General features: G+C 67.0%; 20 protein-coding genes. 8 read left to right on the forward strand and 12 right to left on the reverse strand.

The features are described 5' to 3' along the window. Nucleotides 1–6 precede the first annotated feature (6 nt). The gene (locus AB0H54_RS06580; protein WP_357343249.1) at nt 7–642 is read left to right on the forward strand and encodes a TetR/AcrR family transcriptional regulator; all 636 of its coding nucleotides are present in this window, start codon (nt 7–9) and stop codon (nt 640–642) included. A 38-nt stretch (nt 643–680) separates the two neighbouring features. Here the strand turns inward: AB0H54_RS06580 and AB0H54_RS06585 are convergent, their stop codons facing one another. The 5 genes from AB0H54_RS06585 to AB0H54_RS06605 form a co-directional block, all read right to left on the reverse strand. After that, a complete protein-coding gene (locus AB0H54_RS06585; protein ID WP_357343251.1) occupies nt 681–1,148 on the reverse strand; it encodes a hypothetical protein in 468 nt (155 codons plus the stop codon). 127 nt (nt 1,149–1,275) lie between these two features. After that, nucleotides 1,276–1,680: a hypothetical protein gene (locus AB0H54_RS06590; protein WP_357343253.1), complete on the reverse strand. Its 405-nt coding sequence runs from the start codon at nt 1,678–1,680 to the stop codon at nt 1,276–1,278. Between the two features lie 85 nt (nt 1,681–1,765). After that, the gene (locus AB0H54_RS06595; protein ID WP_357343255.1) at nt 1,766–2,488 is read right to left on the reverse strand and encodes a hypothetical protein; all 723 of its coding nucleotides are present in this window, start codon (nt 2,486–2,488) and stop codon (nt 1,766–1,768) included. A 61-nt stretch (nt 2,489–2,549) separates the two neighbouring features. After that, nucleotides 2,550–3,659 (reverse strand): type VII secretion target, encoded by a 1,110-nt coding sequence (locus AB0H54_RS06600; protein WP_357343257.1) that lies wholly within the window; start codon nt 3,657–3,659, stop codon nt 2,550–2,552. A gap of 148 nt (nt 3,660–3,807) precedes the next feature. After that, nucleotides 3,808–4,392 carry an XRE family transcriptional regulator gene (locus AB0H54_RS06605; protein ID WP_357343259.1) on the reverse strand — a complete coding sequence of 195 codons (585 nt, stop codon included), beginning with the start codon at nt 4,390–4,392 and terminating at the stop codon, nt 3,808–3,810. Between the two features lie 81 nt (nt 4,393–4,473). Here AB0H54_RS06605 and AB0H54_RS06610 point away from each other — a divergent pair, with 81 nt between their 5' ends. Next, nucleotides 4,474–5,499: an NAD(P)/FAD-dependent oxidoreductase gene (locus AB0H54_RS06610; RefSeq protein WP_357343261.1), complete on the forward strand. Its 1,026-nt coding sequence runs from the start codon at nt 4,474–4,476 to the stop codon at nt 5,497–5,499. Between the two features lie 246 nt (nt 5,500–5,745). Here AB0H54_RS06610 and AB0H54_RS06615 read toward each other — a convergent pair whose 3' ends face one another. Beyond that, nucleotides 5,746–6,297, reverse strand: a complete 552-nt coding sequence (locus AB0H54_RS06615) for a TetR/AcrR family transcriptional regulator (protein WP_357343263.1) — start codon at nt 6,295–6,297, stop codon at nt 5,746–5,748. 84 nt (nt 6,298–6,381) lie between these two features. Between AB0H54_RS06615 and AB0H54_RS06620 the strand changes: the two genes are divergently transcribed. Beyond that, on the forward strand, nt 6,382–6,996 hold the full coding sequence (locus AB0H54_RS06620) for a hypothetical protein (protein WP_357343265.1): 615 nt from the start codon (nt 6,382–6,384) through the stop codon (nt 6,994–6,996). A gap of 6 nt (nt 6,997–7,002) precedes the next feature. Here AB0H54_RS06620 and AB0H54_RS06625 read toward each other — a convergent pair whose 3' ends face one another. Both AB0H54_RS06625 and AB0H54_RS06630 read right to left on the reverse strand, forming a co-directional pair. Beyond that, nucleotides 7,003–7,365, reverse strand: a complete 363-nt coding sequence (locus tag AB0H54_RS06625) for an ADP-ribosylation/crystallin J1 (protein WP_357343267.1) — start codon at nt 7,363–7,365, stop codon at nt 7,003–7,005. Between the two features lie 57 nt (nt 7,366–7,422). Next, the gene (locus AB0H54_RS06630; RefSeq protein ID WP_357343269.1) at nt 7,423–8,283 is read right to left on the reverse strand and encodes a helix-turn-helix transcriptional regulator; all 861 of its coding nucleotides are present in this window, start codon (nt 8,281–8,283) and stop codon (nt 7,423–7,425) included. Between the two features lie 175 nt (nt 8,284–8,458). On the opposite strand from AB0H54_RS06630, the gene AB0H54_RS06635 reads away from it, so the two are divergent. From AB0H54_RS06635 to AB0H54_RS06645, 3 genes are all read left to right on the forward strand, one after another. Next, nucleotides 8,459–8,857 (forward strand): DUF6463 family protein, encoded by a 399-nt coding sequence (locus AB0H54_RS06635; RefSeq protein ID WP_357343271.1) that lies wholly within the window; start codon nt 8,459–8,461, stop codon nt 8,855–8,857. Between the two features lie 70 nt (nt 8,858–8,927). After that, nucleotides 8,928–9,644 (forward strand): SDR family NAD(P)-dependent oxidoreductase, encoded by a 717-nt coding sequence (locus tag AB0H54_RS06640; RefSeq protein WP_357343273.1) that lies wholly within the window; start codon nt 8,928–8,930, stop codon nt 9,642–9,644. After that, nucleotides 9,641–10,111 carry a hypothetical protein gene (locus AB0H54_RS06645; protein WP_357343275.1) on the forward strand — a complete coding sequence of 157 codons (471 nt, stop codon included), beginning with the start codon at nt 9,641–9,643 and terminating at the stop codon, nt 10,109–10,111. Before AB0H54_RS06640 ends, AB0H54_RS06645 begins: the two co-directional genes overlap by 4 nt. 48 nt (nt 10,112–10,159) lie before the next feature. Here AB0H54_RS06645 and AB0H54_RS06650 read toward each other — a convergent pair whose 3' ends face one another. Further along, nucleotides 10,160–11,320 carry a hypothetical protein gene (locus AB0H54_RS06650; protein ID WP_357343278.1) on the reverse strand — a complete coding sequence of 387 codons (1,161 nt, stop codon included), beginning with the start codon at nt 11,318–11,320 and terminating at the stop codon, nt 10,160–10,162. Between the two features lie 187 nt (nt 11,321–11,507). On the opposite strand from AB0H54_RS06650, the gene AB0H54_RS06655 reads away from it, so the two are divergent. Then, nucleotides 11,508–11,948 (forward strand): DUF4189 domain-containing protein, encoded by a 441-nt coding sequence (locus AB0H54_RS06655; RefSeq protein ID WP_357343280.1) that lies wholly within the window; start codon nt 11,508–11,510, stop codon nt 11,946–11,948. Nucleotides 11,949–12,075: 127 nt separating this feature from the next. Continuing rightward, nucleotides 12,076–12,528, forward strand: coding sequence for a hypothetical protein (locus AB0H54_RS06660; protein WP_357343282.1), 453 nt, complete (start codon nt 12,076–12,078; stop codon nt 12,526–12,528). Between the two features lie 77 nt (nt 12,529–12,605). Here the strand turns inward: AB0H54_RS06660 and AB0H54_RS06665 are convergent, their stop codons facing one another. Genes AB0H54_RS06665 through AB0H54_RS06675 form a run of 3 tightly spaced genes read right to left on the reverse strand, consistent with a single transcriptional unit; the run spans nt 12,606 to nt 14,786 of the window. Beyond that, the gene (locus AB0H54_RS06665) at nt 12,606–13,043 is read right to left on the reverse strand and encodes a hypothetical protein (RefSeq protein WP_357343284.1); all 438 of its coding nucleotides are present in this window, start codon (nt 13,041–13,043) and stop codon (nt 12,606–12,608) included. After that, nucleotides 13,040–13,687, reverse strand: a complete 648-nt coding sequence (locus AB0H54_RS06670) for a hypothetical protein (RefSeq protein WP_357343286.1) — start codon at nt 13,685–13,687, stop codon at nt 13,040–13,042. Before AB0H54_RS06670 ends, AB0H54_RS06665 begins: the two co-directional genes overlap by 4 nt. Then, on the reverse strand, nt 13,674–14,786 hold the full coding sequence (locus AB0H54_RS06675) for a hypothetical protein (RefSeq protein WP_357343288.1): 1,113 nt from the start codon (nt 14,784–14,786) through the stop codon (nt 13,674–13,676). The genes AB0H54_RS06670 and AB0H54_RS06675 overlap by 14 nt, the downstream gene beginning before the upstream one ends. Nucleotides 14,787–14,874: the final 88 nt, after the last annotated feature.

The raw sequence follows: 14,874 nt of genomic DNA on the forward strand, positions 1-14,874 counted from the left end.
GTTAGGATGATTGACGTGAGTATCACGAGTTCGGGAGCGGCCAAGCGGGTTCGTCTCAGCCCCGAGGAGCGGCGGCTGCAGCTGATCACCCTCGGTGCCGAGATGCTGGCCGAGCGATCGCTCGAGGACATCTCGGTCGACGACATCGCCAAGCAGGCGGGCATCTCACGCGGGCTGCTGTTCCACTACTTCGCCTCCAAGCAGGAGTTCCACGAGGCGATCGCCCGGCATGTGAGCGCCGAGTTCTTCGCGGCCGTCACGCCCAACCGCGAGCTCTCGCTGTTCGACATGCTGCGCGACTCGATCGAGCGCTTCGTCGACTACGCCACCGAGCACTCCGCGTCCTACCGCTCCGTGCTGCGCGGACCCGCGAGCATCGCACCCGACCTGGTCGACTACGTCAACGAAACCCGCGGCGCCATCGCCGATCTCATCGTCGGCGAACTCCCACTTCCCCCCGACGACCCCGACCTCGCCCGCCTCACCCTGGCCATCCGCGGCTGGATCGCCTTCGTCGAGGAAACAATCCTCACCTGGATGACCGAAAAGCCCATCACCCGAGAACAATTGGTCGACCTACTCGTCGAATCCCTCCCCGCCCTGGCCCTGAGTCCCGCGCTGATCGCGGCACTACAGGGCTGAGTTCGCTCTGAAACTCCCGAAGATGTTTCGCGCGATTCCTATTGCCCGCGGAACTGCAGGTGGACGATGCGGAGTTCGGGCGTGCGTTCGTCGACGACGACCGCACGAATCATCGAGTCGCCTTCCTGTGAAACGAAGAGATCCTGTGACACCTTGACGCTGGGCGAGGTTGCCAGAGGTGGTCCCGCGATGATCTTCTCGGGGTGCACCGGCATCCCCTTCTCGAGCGGTTCGGAATATCGTGACTTGTCCAGCATCCAGGACAGGCCGTCCGGCGATGTCTCGATCGCCAATCTGAAGTTCGGGTCTCGCAGGTTCTCGCTTCTGACACGAAGGACTCTGGCGTCGGCCGGTAGCTGCCAGTCGCCGAAAGCCGTTGCTTCCTCGATGAGTTCGGGGCTGTTCGATTCCACGGGCGGGTCGATGCTGATCGTGGGGACGATGTCCGCGCATCCGGCGATCGAGAGTCCGATCCCGACAACGAGCGGAGTTATCTTGCTTCGCATGCCATTTCCCATGGTGGATCTGCTGATCGAATCGCTGCCCGCTGGCCTTGAGCCCAGGCCTGATCGCGGCACTGCAGGGTTGAACTCGGCCTGCAGTGCCTCAAAACCTCGATTCCGCACCGGCTTCCTATTGCTCGCGAAACTCCAGGTGAACGAAGCGGAGTTCGCTGGTCCGCTCGTCGATCAGAACGTCGCGTATCATCGAGTCGCCGTCCGGCGAGCGGTAGAAGTCTTGGCCTCGCTGCATGCGCGGTGACGTTGTCAGCGGCGGTCCGGCGATCGTCTCCGCCGAAGCGGTACCCATCCAATTGTGAAGTGGGGTAGTGAAGCCGGAGTCCTTCAGCATCTGAGCCAACCCGCCCGGTGAGGTCTCCAGTGCAACGGAGTATTTCAGACCATCCGGCCTTTCCCTCCTGACGAGCAACACCTTTCCGTCGGATGGCAAGACCCAGGCCGCGAATGTGGTTGCTTCTGTGATGAGCTCGGCGTTCGTCGACTCGACTGGTGGTTCCATTTCGCCGACGGCGATCACGCCAGAGCATCCGGATGTGAAAAGTCCTATGGCGGCGATTGTCAGCCATCGGCGGAATCGGGTTCGATCATGTGTCATGGTGCAGTCACCGCCCCGGGTCCGTACGAGAGCCCTCACGTCCCACGTCGGTGGACGGGAGATCGAGCGATCCCGCGGAGGGAAGTGTCCCCTCGTAATGCTTCGTGGTCGACGTTCCGAACTGCAAGAATTCCTTGGCCAAGCCCGCTGTGTGTAACGCGCCCAGACGCTCGTCGGTGAGCTTGATATTGAGAATGTATACATGTTTCCCCCCATCCCAGTTGTACTTGTCGAACAAATGAATCTGATAGTCCATCGCAATGTGCGGATCGCCCCCGCCCTCCGCGGGCTTGGTGGTGACTACACCCGTCGCACAGATCTCGACTGATGCCATCGCAAGGTACCAGTCATTGCTCTCCGCTTGGCCGACCGAGAAGTCGTCCCAATCCGGCGATGTGAAGGTGACGGTCCTGTTGTGATTCGCTGGATCAGTTGCGATGGGACGTACGGCATCGGTGACCACCTTGTCGGCATAGGCCTTCAGCCGGGGCACGTCGCTCATAGCCTCGTCGGGGCTGATTGTGAAGTCGTCGCCCGAGTTGCCGAGGTAATGCCGCATGCCGGACGCTGCGTGGGTCAAACCCGCAACATCTGCGACAACTTGTGCACGCAGCGCAACGGTAAAGAATGCGAGGTCATCAGCTCGGCTATAGATCGGCTGTGAGCCGTGGGCGCCTGCACCTGCATCGGGTGTGGGCGGGGTTGGCATCGGTGGGATCTGTGGTGCCATCGAGGTCCTTCATATAGTCTCGCGGGTACTGGTGCATGGTGGGATGCCGATGGTCGGAGCGTCAGACGCGGTCGTCGGTGCCTTCTTCCCACCAAGTTGTGTTCCCGATGCCGTACTTTCTGCTCCCTGGGTCAGCAACCACTTTGTCTGGTACCTCGAAATCGCCTGCGTTGTAGACTGGTGCGGCTCGTCCGGGCGAGTAGTCGAGGGCGGTCGAGGTGTTGTCGATAATGGTCGTTATCGCGTTCTTGCGCGCCTCGGCGGCGGCCTTCAAGTCGTCTGTGCCCGTGGTGATCTGGGACTTCAGGTCAGCAGGTAGAGGGTCGTTCACCTGTGCTGCCCATGCTCCGAGAGGGAAGGAAGCTTCCTTGTAGGCAACCGCCTGCAGAACTCTGCTGCTGAGGTCCATGGCCTGGTTGTAGACGAGACGTTCAAGGCATACGCCCGCGCTCTCGATGATCTTCGCAGTGCTTTCCAGGTCGGTGCTGCGCACGCCGAGCGTTTGTCCGAGGGTGCTGGATGTGGTGGTGAACGACTGCGCGGCATCGCCGGTCCATTCCGACGTCAGCCAGTTGGATCCGTTGGTGACGTTCTGGGAGGCGACATAGTCGTTGATGCCGAGCATGGCGATCCGCCTGCCGATGGTCTCGACCGACTCCCAATCCGCGAGCAGCGGGGTGAGGTACTCCTCGGTCGGTTTGATGCCTATTGCAACGCTCAACGGCTCGTCGTAGGGCGACAGTTGGGCGATGGTCGAGGTCACCAGTTGTTTCAAGGTGTATTGGTCATCGGCAACATCCGGGAGGCTGGGAAGTTGGAGGCCCGCGAATCGGGTGTTGCCGGTCGTTCCAGAGTTTCCGGCGGTGGAATCTGTCGTCGCGGCCAGCTCAGTCGCGGTCTGGTCGTCGGTGGATTGGTACGAAGTCGCCGCTATCGACAGGTTCGTGCCAAGGGTGTCCATCGTGGTGGTATCGGATTGCAATGCCGCGGCGTGTGCGGATCGGAACTTTTCCAGTGGCGTCGCGAGGTTGGCGATGAGTCCCGATGCGCCTGCTGGCAACGCGATCGCGGAATTGAATCGGGCGGCGTTCGATGATGCGTTCGCCGCGATGTCCTGCAGGTCGAGCTTGAATCCCTGGAGTCGGGATACGTCAACCGCCAAGTTGTTCACAGTGCCTCCGAGGCGTCTCGGCCGGCACGGTGGCACGTGTTACCACCGGTCGCCGGACCGCAGAGGCGGGATTGAATTATGTTGTATAGCAATGACACCGGCCCACCCCCATGGATCTACTCGGGGGGATACTAACCGACGTTCGGGGTCAGTCGGAGGTCTTGGGGCGGGCTCGGAAGTGGGCTCGTTCGCCCTGTTTGCCGAAGAGGCTGAGGAATTCGACGGGGTGGTTGTCGGCGGCGCCGAACCAGTGGGGGATGTGGGTGTCGAATTCGGCGGCTTCGCCGGGGGTGAGGACGATGTCGTTGTCGCCGAGGATCAGGCGCAGGCGGCCGTTGAGGACGTAGAGCCATTCGTAGCCCTCGTGGACCTGGGGTTCCTCGGGGCGGTTGCGGGCGTTGGGGGCGATGATCATCTTGAAGGCCTGGATGCCGCCCGCGCGTTTGGTGAGCGGGAGCATGGTCATGCCGTGGCGGGTGACCGGGCGCAGGTGGATGCGCGGGTCGCCGGTGGGTGGGGCGTCGACGAGTTCGTCGAGGGTGACGCCGTGGGCTTTGGCCAGGGGGAGCAGCAGCTCCAGGGTGGGTTTGCGGTCGCCCGACTCCAGGCGCGACAGGGTGCTCACCGAGATGCCGGTTTCGGCCGACAGGTCGGCGAGGGTGGTCCGGCGCCGTTTGCGCAGGTCGCGCAGGCGGGGGCCGACCGAATCGAGGGTCTGTTCGAGGTCGTCCATGCTCTCCAGTTTGCCACGGCGGCAAATTTCGTTGCCAGTATCTGGGCCTGGGCGGCACTGTGGTCGGCGAAGGAGGTCGAGATGACAGAGTTGAACGACACCTACGACGTGGTGGTGATCGGTGGTGGCGCCGCCGGACTGAACGGGGCGCTGATGCTGGCCCGCTCCCGGCGATCCGTCGTCGTGATCGACGCGGGGTCGCCCCGCAACGCCCCGGCCGAGGGGGTGCACGGTTTGCTGGCGCGGGACGGGATGCCGCCCGCCGAGCTGCTCGAGATCGGGCGGGCCGAGGTGCGGGGATACGGCGGGCAGGTGGTGCCCGGCGCGGTCGTCGCGGTCGAGCGAGTCGACGCGGACGCGGTTCCGCCGGGGCCTCGCGACGGCGGGTCGGACGGCGCCGGACCGGAGTCGTTCCGGGTCACGCTGGACGGCGGGCGCACGGTGCTCGCTCGTCGCGTCCTCGTCGCGACCGGCCTCGCCGACGAACTCCCCGATATCCCCGGTCTGCGCGAACAGTGGGGTCACGGTGTCCTGCACTGCCCCTACTGCCACGGCTGGGAGGTGCGTGACCAGCGCATCGCCATCCTGGCGGGCGGGCCGATGTCGGTGCACCAGGCGCTGCTGTTCAGTCAGCTCAGTGACGACGTCGTCTTCCTGACCCACACGGCTGCCCCGCTGAGCGATGAGGACGCGGAAAAGCTTGCCGCGCGCGACATCCGGATCGTCGACGGTGTGGTCGCCGAGGTGCTGTCCGCCGCGGGCACGCTCACCGGCGTCCGCCTGGCCGACGGCACCGTGCTCGACCGCGACGCGCTGGTCGTCGGCCCGCGCATGAACACCCGCGCCACCTTCCTCGCCGGCCTCGGCCTGACTCCGCAACCGCATCCGTCGGGCGCCGGCGACCACATCCCCGCCGACCCCGTCGGCCGCACCACCGTCCCGGGCGTCTGGATCGCGGGTAATGCCACCGATCCGTCCGCCCAGGTCGGCGCGGCCGCGGCGGCGGGCGCCATGGCGGGCGCGCAGATCAACGCTGAGCTGGTGATGGCGGAGACCGAGGCCGCCGTCTCCGAACTCCGCGCCCGGAAAGCAGGGGCGGCCGTTTGAGGCAACGCCCTCGGCGCCCGCGCCGAGGGCGGACCGGCGCTGTCCATGCAGGTGGCTCGAACCCGGCGTGCTGATCATCGATCGGCGCGTGCCGATGGCCGACGTACCGTCCCGAAGATGGCGACCGCCGGAATCCACCATGACCGCCTGCGCGTCTCCGTGCCGTTCGCGATCGAGCTGGATCTCACCCGCGCCGCCGATCCGAAGAGCGCGGTTTGAGCGTTCGCCGCGCGCGACCGTGGCGGATCAGCGGGCGGCGACGGCGGCGTCGATCGCCGCGTGCAGGACCGTGCGGGCGTGCTCGGGGGTGATCTGGCCGAGGGTGGCGTGCAGGGCCAGGCCGTCGAGCAGGGCCAGCAGCGTATCGGCGGCGGTGGTCGGGTCGGGGTGGTCGGGGAGCAGGGTGGCGATGTGGTCGCGGAAGGCGCGGCCGTTGGTGGCCAGGGTGTCGGCGACCTGGGGGCGGACCGAGGCGAAGGCCAGGTAGCCGATCAGGGTGCGGGCGTCGGCGGTGGTGTCGGGGTCGGTGGGGAGCAGGGCGGTCAGGAGATGGCGCAGGTCGGGGTCGGGGCCCGCGGTGTCGATCCGGGCGGCGATTCGCTGGGCGATGGTGCCTGCCGCGAATTCCATCATCGCGTCTTTGCTGGGGAAATAGTGCTGCACCTGGCCCGGTGAGACGCCGGCCTCGGCGGCGACGTGGCGCAGGCTGATCGCCTCCAGCCCGTCGCGCGCGAGCAGGCGCATGACGGCGTCGCTGATCGTCGCCCGGCGCGAGCTGTGGTCCACCCGTTTCGGCATGTGCCCATCTTTTCACGATGCAGTCGTATTGCTATCGAGGCCCCGCGCTCTTTACAATGCAGTTGTATTGCGAAAGGGGGCGTCATGAATCTCGCCATCCGGCTGGGACGCCGATTCGTCCAGCTCGAAATCGACATCTGGGTGAGCCTCGCGCGGGCCGTCGCGCGCAGGCCCGACCTCGGGGGCGGCACGCCGATTCGCTACGCGGGGGCGATGTCGGCCGTGCTGTGGGCGTTCATCGTGGTCAGTGCGGTGGAGGTGCCTGCGGTGCACCTGATCATCCCGTGGGCGCCGGTGCGGATCGTCGCGCTGGCGCTCGGTGTCTGGGGACTGTTCTGGATGCTCGGCATGCTGGCCGCGCACCACATGTACCCGCATGTGCTCGACGCGGATCGGCTCCGTGTGCGCTACCTGCGCCGCACCGGCTTCGACGTTCCGCTGCACCTCGTCGCCGCGGTCCGCCGCGATCTCCGCGCCCACGACGATTCGAAGACGGTGCAGCTCGTCGGTTCCGACCTGCTCGTTCTCCCGGTCGGCAGCTCGACGAATGTCCGCGTGGAACTCACCGCGCCGCAGCGCTTCTCGACACCGCAGGGCGAGGTGACGGTGCGCGCCATCGGCTTCTGGGCCGACGACCCGGCCGCCGCGGTCGCGGCGATCCGGGCGGCGGCCCCGAGCGAGCGCACCGGAGCCGCCTGAGCGCCGTCAGCCGGGGATCGGCGCGTCGTCGGGGAACCGCCGGACCACCTCGATGGTGCCGACGATCTGGTGGTTGAACTCCGCGAGATCCTCGGCCGGGATCCAGTATTCGAGAATGTCGCGCCCACCCGCCTGCCGCACCTCGTAGTTGTCGAGGTAGTCGGTGCGGACGTCGAAGCGTGTCACGTAGCCCGCGCCGGAGGCCGGGACGTTCCAGTCACGGGCGATCAGGATCGCGTAATCCTCGCTGAGGACCGGGTAGAAGATCGGCTGATCGGGCAACCGGGGCGGCCAGGCCAGCCACCCGGAGGCGGCGACCAGGGCCAGCTCCTCGGGACCGGTCGGCCGCCACAGGGTCGTCGTGCGCATCGTTCCTCCTTGTCGAGGAACGCACGGTAGCCGGGTGGGCGGAACGCGGGCCAGTGGTTATTCGACTGTCGGTGTGAAGGATTCGAGGCCGGTGACGCGGAGGAGTTCCAGGGCGGACGCGGTGGGGGTGCCGGGGGCGGCGGAGTAGATGAGAATGGTCTGGCCGGAGTCGGGGACGAGCATGGTGTCGCAGTCCAGGGTGAGGGTGCCCAGGTCCGGGTGGATGATGGTCTTGGTGAGGGTATTGAGCGAGCCGGATCGCCCGGTGCGCCAGAGCTGATCGAAATGCTTGCTGCCGGTGCGTAGTTCGGTGATCAGCCGGGTGAGGTCCGGGTCGTCGGGGTAGTCGGCCTTGGTGGCGCGCAGCGAGCCGACGCAGGCGGCGGCCGTGTCCTCGGCGCGGTCGGGCGACATGACGATCCGCGTCGGCGCCGTCCCGAGGAAGCGCTGCCACAAGACATTGCGCTGCGCGGGCGGGTACGCGGAGAAGTCGCCGAACAGGGCGGCCGACAGCGGGTTCCAGGCCAGCACATCGGATTTGGCGGACAGCACCATCACCGGGAGATCGGTGAGGCGGTCGAGCAGGCGTTGCACGCTGGGGCGGATGAGCATCGGAATGCGGCCCGCCTGCGGTGGTTCGGAACCGGCGAGCCGGAAGACGAGATCGCGGTCGGCGTCGGGCAGTCGAAGGGCTCTGGTCAGCGCGCCGAGCACCTGGCTGGACGGTTTGGGGCCGCGCCCCTGTTCGAGCCGGACGATGTAGTCGACGCTGACCCCGGCCAGGCTCGCGACCTCCTCGCGCCGCAACCCGGGCACCTGCCTGCGCGATCCGGCGGGCAGGCCCGCGTCGGCCGGGGTGAGCCGGGATCGCGCGCTGCGCAGGACTGCCGCCAATTCCGCTCTGTCCACGTTCTCCATGGTGCCGCAGGTCCTCGAGCACGGGGTGGTACCGCGAATCCCACCCGGTGTCGCCTGTGCCGCAGGCCATACCGCCAGATCTATACGGTTCCGTATAAGTTGTCGATATGCTGTGCTTTATACGGTTCCGTATAGGTTTGAGGGGTTCGTGATGGAGCGACAGAGGGTGACTCGGATGATCAACTGGGCGGGGGTGGTGCTCGCGATCATCGGCGGCGGGCACCTCGCCATCGGACTGCTGCTCAGCTCGTCCTCCTTCGACGAATGGCTGTCCTTGGAGCTGTGGGGTCACTGGTGGGAGGACACCCCGGCGGCCAACAGCTTCTGGGCCAACCCCGCCGGCTTCGGCTGGCCGCTGCTGCTCGTCGGCTTGCTCATCGTGTGGATGGACCAGCGCGGCATCGTGCCGCCCGCCTTCCTCGCGTGGGCGGTGCTCGGGTGGGGTGTGGTGTGCGCCGTCATCGTCGAACCGACTCCGGGGCCGGTGGTGGTGATCGCCGCGATCCTGCTGCTGCGTGGCATCCGCGTCGCCGGTGCGCACGCCGAATCCGGGTCGCCGGTCCTGGCCTCGTAGGCCCTGGTATCGCCCGTCCTATGGCTCGCCGGCACTGGAGCGCGGCCGGTCGCCGCGCGAATCTGGGGGCATGACGAAGACGATCGCCCTGGTCACCGGGGCCAACAAGGGACTGGGCCGGGAAGCGGCCCGCAGACTGGCCGGGTCGGGCTGGCGGGTATATCTGGCCGCGCGCGACACCGCCAAGGGCGAAGCGGCGGCGGCCGAACTCGTCGCGGCCGGGCTCGACGTCCGGTTCGTCGCACTGGACGTGACCTCCGACGACTCGGTGTCCGCCGCCGCGGACACGGTGCAAGCCGAGGCGGGCCGGCTGGACGTCCTGATCAACAACGCGGGCATCGGCGGTCCGCACACCGCGCCCGGCGAGACCCGTCCCGACGAACTGCGGGAAGTGTTCGAGACCAATGTGTTCGGCCCGATCCGGGTGACCCATGCTTTTCTCCCGCTGCTGCGCCGCGCGGAGAACCCGCGGATCGTGATGGTCTCCAGCGGGGTCGGCTCGATCGCCACCGTCACCGACCCGCAGTGGGCGGGTCTGCTGCCGCCCGCGCTCGGCTACCCGACCACCAAGGCCGCGCTGAACATGATCACCACCATGTACGCCGCCGACCTGACCGGCATGCGCGTCAATGCCGTGAACCCCGGCTACACCGCGACCGACCTCAACGGGCACAGTGGGTTCCAGACCCTCACCGAGGGCACCGACGCCGTCGTCGAACTGGCCTCGGTGCCCCGCGATGGCGTCACCGGCGGTTTCTTCGACCGGACGGGCACCACGCCATGGTGAGAACCGGTGCCCTGCTGGCGGCTGTGCTCGCCGGGCTGGGCATCATCGGATATCTGCTGAGAACGGAGAACGCGGTGGCGCAACACCATTCCGAAACTGTCCTGTCGATCGGCCTGCATCCCGGCGCCGTCGACTACACCCGCTACCCGGGGCTCGATCAAGCGACGCTCACCGCGCGGATCGCGGCGGGCGAAGCGGCGTTGCGCGACGCCGGATTCGACCTCGTGAGCTGCCAGGTGCCCGCCGACCCGGATGCCGCCGAGGCGGTGTTGCGTGAATGCGTGGCGGGCGGGGACTTCGGCGTGGCGATGATCGGCGCCGGTGTGCGGATGGCTCCCGAACACACTCTGCTGTTCGAACGGCTGATCAATGTCGCCGCCGAGCTCGCCCCGGGAATCCGGTTCTGCTTCAACACGTCTCCCGAGACGACGATCGACGCGTTGCGTCGGTGGGTGCGGCCGAGCTGAGCGCCGACGACGGCCCGTGACGCGCGCCGAGCTGTCGTCGCGGGCGTACTACTTGTGGCCGCCGCCGTGGTCGTGGCCGCCGCAGGTGTCGGTCCGGCGGCCGTCGGTGGCGCTCGCCTGGCCCGCGCCGTGGCCCTCGAGCGCGGCGAACGGACCGCACTGGTGCGGGGCGATCCACACGTGCACCATCGGGTTGCCCGCACCGGGATTGATCGAGTTGGGCGGGCAGTTGCCCGCCGCGTCGGTGACACCGGCGACGACGGGGCCGTTGTCGCCCGCCTTCCAGCACAGGTTGTCGTGCACGTGCCACTGCATCAGCGAACCGCCGAACTCGGTCAGCGCCGGGTCGTCGATCTTCTTGCCGTTGGCGATGTACATGGCCGAGACCAGGGTGCGGTTCTGGCCGTCGACCCGGTAGACCAGCGACTCCGGGTGGCCCGCGTCGAGGAAGTTGCCGTCGCGGATGTAGCCGGTGTTGATGTAGTGCTCGTAGCCGGTGGCGGAGTCGCCGATCGAGCGGTAGCCCAGCGCGCCGACGGTCGTGACGTCGGCGAAGGCGGGCAGGCCGTCGAGGGTGCTGCGGATCAGGTTGGTGGCGCGCAGCTGCTGGTCGGCGGTCACCCCGGGCACGCCGGACAGGTCGATCGGCTGGGTGGGGTCGAACGGGCGCGGCCAGGCGGTGCCGGTGTCGTGGTCGCCGTGCTCCTCGCCCGCGGCGTGGGTGTGCTCGCCGCCGGTGTCGCCGTGACTGTGTACGTGGCCGACACCGTTGAGCATCGCCGCGAGCGCGAGGACACCCACCGCGCTCGCGGCGATCCCCGACCTCAGTGGGGGCAGGGTGGCGGTGGGGCGGAGCAGGCCGACGGCGCCGGCGAGCACGGCCAGCGCGCCCAGCGCGGCGCACACGGTGTCGGCCACCTGTGGCGCCTCCGCGGTCAGCCCGGTGATCCACGGAATATCGGCGAACCGCGTGAACGCCCACACCGCCGCCGCGAAGCCGTTCACCGCCAGCATCGCCGCCACGACGGGCTTGCGCGCGCTGAGCAGCACCGCCACGCCGGTCGCGCACTGGATCGCGGCCAGCACCACCATCAACCGCGCCAGCGTGGCGTGCTCGGTGTGCATCCCGGCGGCCAGGAAGTGCACCGCTCCCGCCCCGACCGACGCGATCCCGCCGACCAGCAGGTATCCGTTCCGTCCGCTCGCCATGCCTTCTCCTGTCCCAGTCCTTCGCGGCGGACACTACCCGGCCGACGTGATGCGGCACTGGCGTACCACTGAGAGAACTCTGTGGGCCGCCGCCGGTCGGCGCGCCTCCGGATTGGCCACCGGCGGGGTTCCGTGCTTAGCTACGCGGTTCCGAATTTCGGAATCCATTCCACGAGGGGATCTTTCGATGAGTTTCATGGGTAAGGCCGGCGTCGCCGTCGCGGCGCTCGGTCTTGCGGCCGGGTCGGTACTGGTTGCCGGTTCGGCGAACGCGGCGGGCGATCTGTTCGGCGCGATCGGGTTCAGCTCGCAGAAATGGGAGAGCTGGTCCGCGGCGAACTGGGACAGCGCGGAGAGCGCCCGGGCCGCCGTGATCGACAGTTGCGTCGCCGCGGGCGGTGAGGACTGCGGTGTGATGACCACCTGGGCCAACGGGTGCGGCGCGCTGGTGTGGAACGAAGAGGGCTGGGTCGCGGCCGCCTCGGGTCCCAACCGCAGCGAGGCCATCCGCAAGGCCATCGACCGCCTGTCCGACGGTGTCCCGATCGCCCGGCTGGCCAACTTCGGCTCCTCGGACCTCAGCGGCACCCAGGTCATCGACGTGGTCTGCACCCGCAACGTGGGCTGACCACCGGCATCGGCGCCGTTGCCATATCGAGACCATTACGATGGGTAACGAACTATGGGCGAGTCGCGAAATCCGTTGCATGAGTCTGAAAAGCACACAAGGTCAACGGGTTTCGGTTCGGGTCGGGGTGGCCGCCGCAGCGGCCGTTGCCGCGCTCGTCGGGTTCAGTGGTCCGGCGGCGGCCCTGCCGTCGGACCAGGTCGTCCAGTTCAACCCGACCCTCGCCAGGCTTCCGGGGAACGGCTGCGCGGCCATCGTCAACGCCGAGACGGTCCCGCAGCCGCAGGCCGGGCAGCTCGGCGTCCGCGTGAAAATCGTCCAGACCGGGCAGAACTGCGAGGTGTACCGCGTCTCGGTGCGGTGGAAGAATCTCGACACCGGCGTCGCGAACGCCCAGTCCCACAAGGTCGACAGCAACGGCGTCCTCGAACACGCCCCGGACGGCGTGATCACCGGCATGGGCATGGGCCCCGGTGTCGGCCGCGTCGAAGCGAGCATCGTGGCGACCACCGACACCTATCCCAATCACCATGATCTGGAACAGCTCTCGGGCAAGGCCTGGATCACGCTGAACGGCTAACCGAAACACCGACAGGGGCGGATCCACCCGGATCCGCCCCTTCGGCATCGATTACGGGATCGAGCCCGGCCGACTGCTCAGCATCCGACCCTGATGAAGAGCTGCCTCGTCTGGCCGGAATCGTGGACCACGACCCATCTGGTCGGGCTCTGGTTCAGCTCCACCAGGTGTTCGTTCCCGGCGTCATTCGCCAGCAGTTGCGCCTGGCCGATGTCGCTCCAGGTTTGGCGCCAATACTTGGGGACTCCCGGTTCGAACTTGTTCAACTGCGACCGCTGCTTGAATTCCGGGACCTCGCTCCCGGATATCTCGACAACCGCATCCAGGAGCGTGTCACCAAAGGTCGCGTTCTCGTGGAACCAGACCACTTTCGCGTCCTCCGGGAACACGAACTCTCCGCAGGACGCCAGGCTTCTCAAGTCATCGGAATCACCGCTGGAACAGCCGACGACCAGCCCGACCAGCAGGCAGGCCAAGCCGCCCGAGTAGCTGCGCTGACGCACGACCGGGCTCACAGCGTTCCGCTCCAGTGTTGCAGGGCGGATTCACCCCTGGATTTGAATGCGCGCGCCCACCCAGCCTCTTCCAGCTGCCGCGCTTCGTTGTTGATGGTCTTGGCGGGATTGATGTTGATCAGGTGATCACCTTTGAGATCGAAGTTGTAGTAGTCGTAGACATAGATCCGGTAGTCCATCTCCGCCCGGAGGCTGCCGTCGTCGGCCTGGTGGACCGTGGTGTCGGTGCCCACTGCGACGTCGAAGTGCCCAAGGGCATTCGCCAGGTCGTCGTCATCGCCGATCTCGACGTTGCCGATCCAACCGGCGGGCGTGATTTCCCTCGTCACTCCGATGCGGGGATCCGCCCGCGCCAGATCTTTCACCTCATCCAGGCTGGCGGCCGCCGCCCGCTGCACGGCGCTCGTTTTGACGATCTTGCGGATCTCGGCGCTGTCGAATCGGTAGTTGTGGTCGGGACCCTCGTCACGCATGTAGATCCGCAGCAGCTTCGGCGCGAGGTCGTAGCCGAACGAATCCCAGGCCACCAGAACGGCCGTGAGATCGGTTCGTGCCAATGTCGCTGCCACCTTGCTCATGACTCCGGTGTCCGAACCGTAGATCGCCCGGTTGATCGGCAGTTCCCGGTCTTCAGGCGGATGCAATGCTGTTCTCCCACCACACGTTGTTGTCGAGTCCGTATCGCCGCACACCGACGTCGGCGGCCACTTTGTCCGGGATCTCGAACTCGGCCGCATCGTAGGTCGGCCTCGCCCGACCCGGCGAGTAGTCCATCGCCTGGGAGATTCGCTCCACCGCCGTGGCTATCGCATCTCGTCTCGCGTTCGCCGATGTCTTCATCGCGTCGACGGCGGCCACGATGTCCGTTCGGAACGATTCGCGCATCGGTCCGTTGATCATCAGGGCCCAATGCGATAGCGGGAGAGTGATATCCAGAAAGGTCATCGGCTGTGTGAGGTCGTTGCTGAGCCCTATCGCCTGGTTGGAGACCAGGCGCTCCAGGTAGGCACCGCCGTTGCGGACGATCTTCGACGTCGCGTCCAGGTCGTCACTGCGCGTCGAGATCGCCTGCCCGAGGGTGGTCGCACTCGACGCGAAAGCCTCGGCCGCCGTTCCGATCCAGGTGGACTGCAGCCAGCCGAGTCCTCCGGAGAGGTTCTGTGACGACACGAAGTCGTTGATGCCGAGTTGGCAGATCCGATCGCCGAGTGGCTGCAATACCTCCCAGTCCGCGGCCAGCGGGTTCAAGTAGTCCGCAGCGGGTTTGATACCGATCGCCTCGCTCAGCTTGTCGTCATAGGGCGAGAGAACCTCTATGCCGCTGTTCACCAGCTGCCGAACCGTGAACTGGGCATCATCGGTCGCCGTGAGCGTCGGCAGTTGCAGTCCGGCGAATCTGTTCACCGCCCCGGGGTCGCCCGAGACGCTCACCGCCTCATCGGCACGCACCGCGGAAATCGCCTGTGCCGAGGTGGTGTCCGTTGTCAGGTACTGGGTTCCGGCCGTGGCGAGAGCGGAGCCGAAGGTGCTCAGGCTCGACAGATCCTGTCCGTGGGATGACGACAGGGTGGTCTGCAATTTCTCGAACGACGGCGCCAGGGTGGACAGCAGTCCGGCGGTATCGGCGGGGATCGAGAAGGTCGACAGCAGGCGCGAGGCATTCGACGAGAAGTTGGTGCCGAGGTCTTCCAGGTCCAGCCGGAATCCGGCGAGGCTACCCAATTGGACCGAGAAGTCGTTCACCGCAGCTCCCACTGGCGGGAGGCGGGATTCGCATCGAGGATCACGAAATAACTCTCCCCCCAAGATGATTCGTCGATGGCATACTACC

Origin of the sequence: Nocardia sp. NPDC050718 (genome assembly GCF_040654235.1) — a bacterium.
Classification (GTDB): Bacteria; Actinomycetota; Actinomycetes; order Mycobacteriales; family Mycobacteriaceae; genus Nocardia.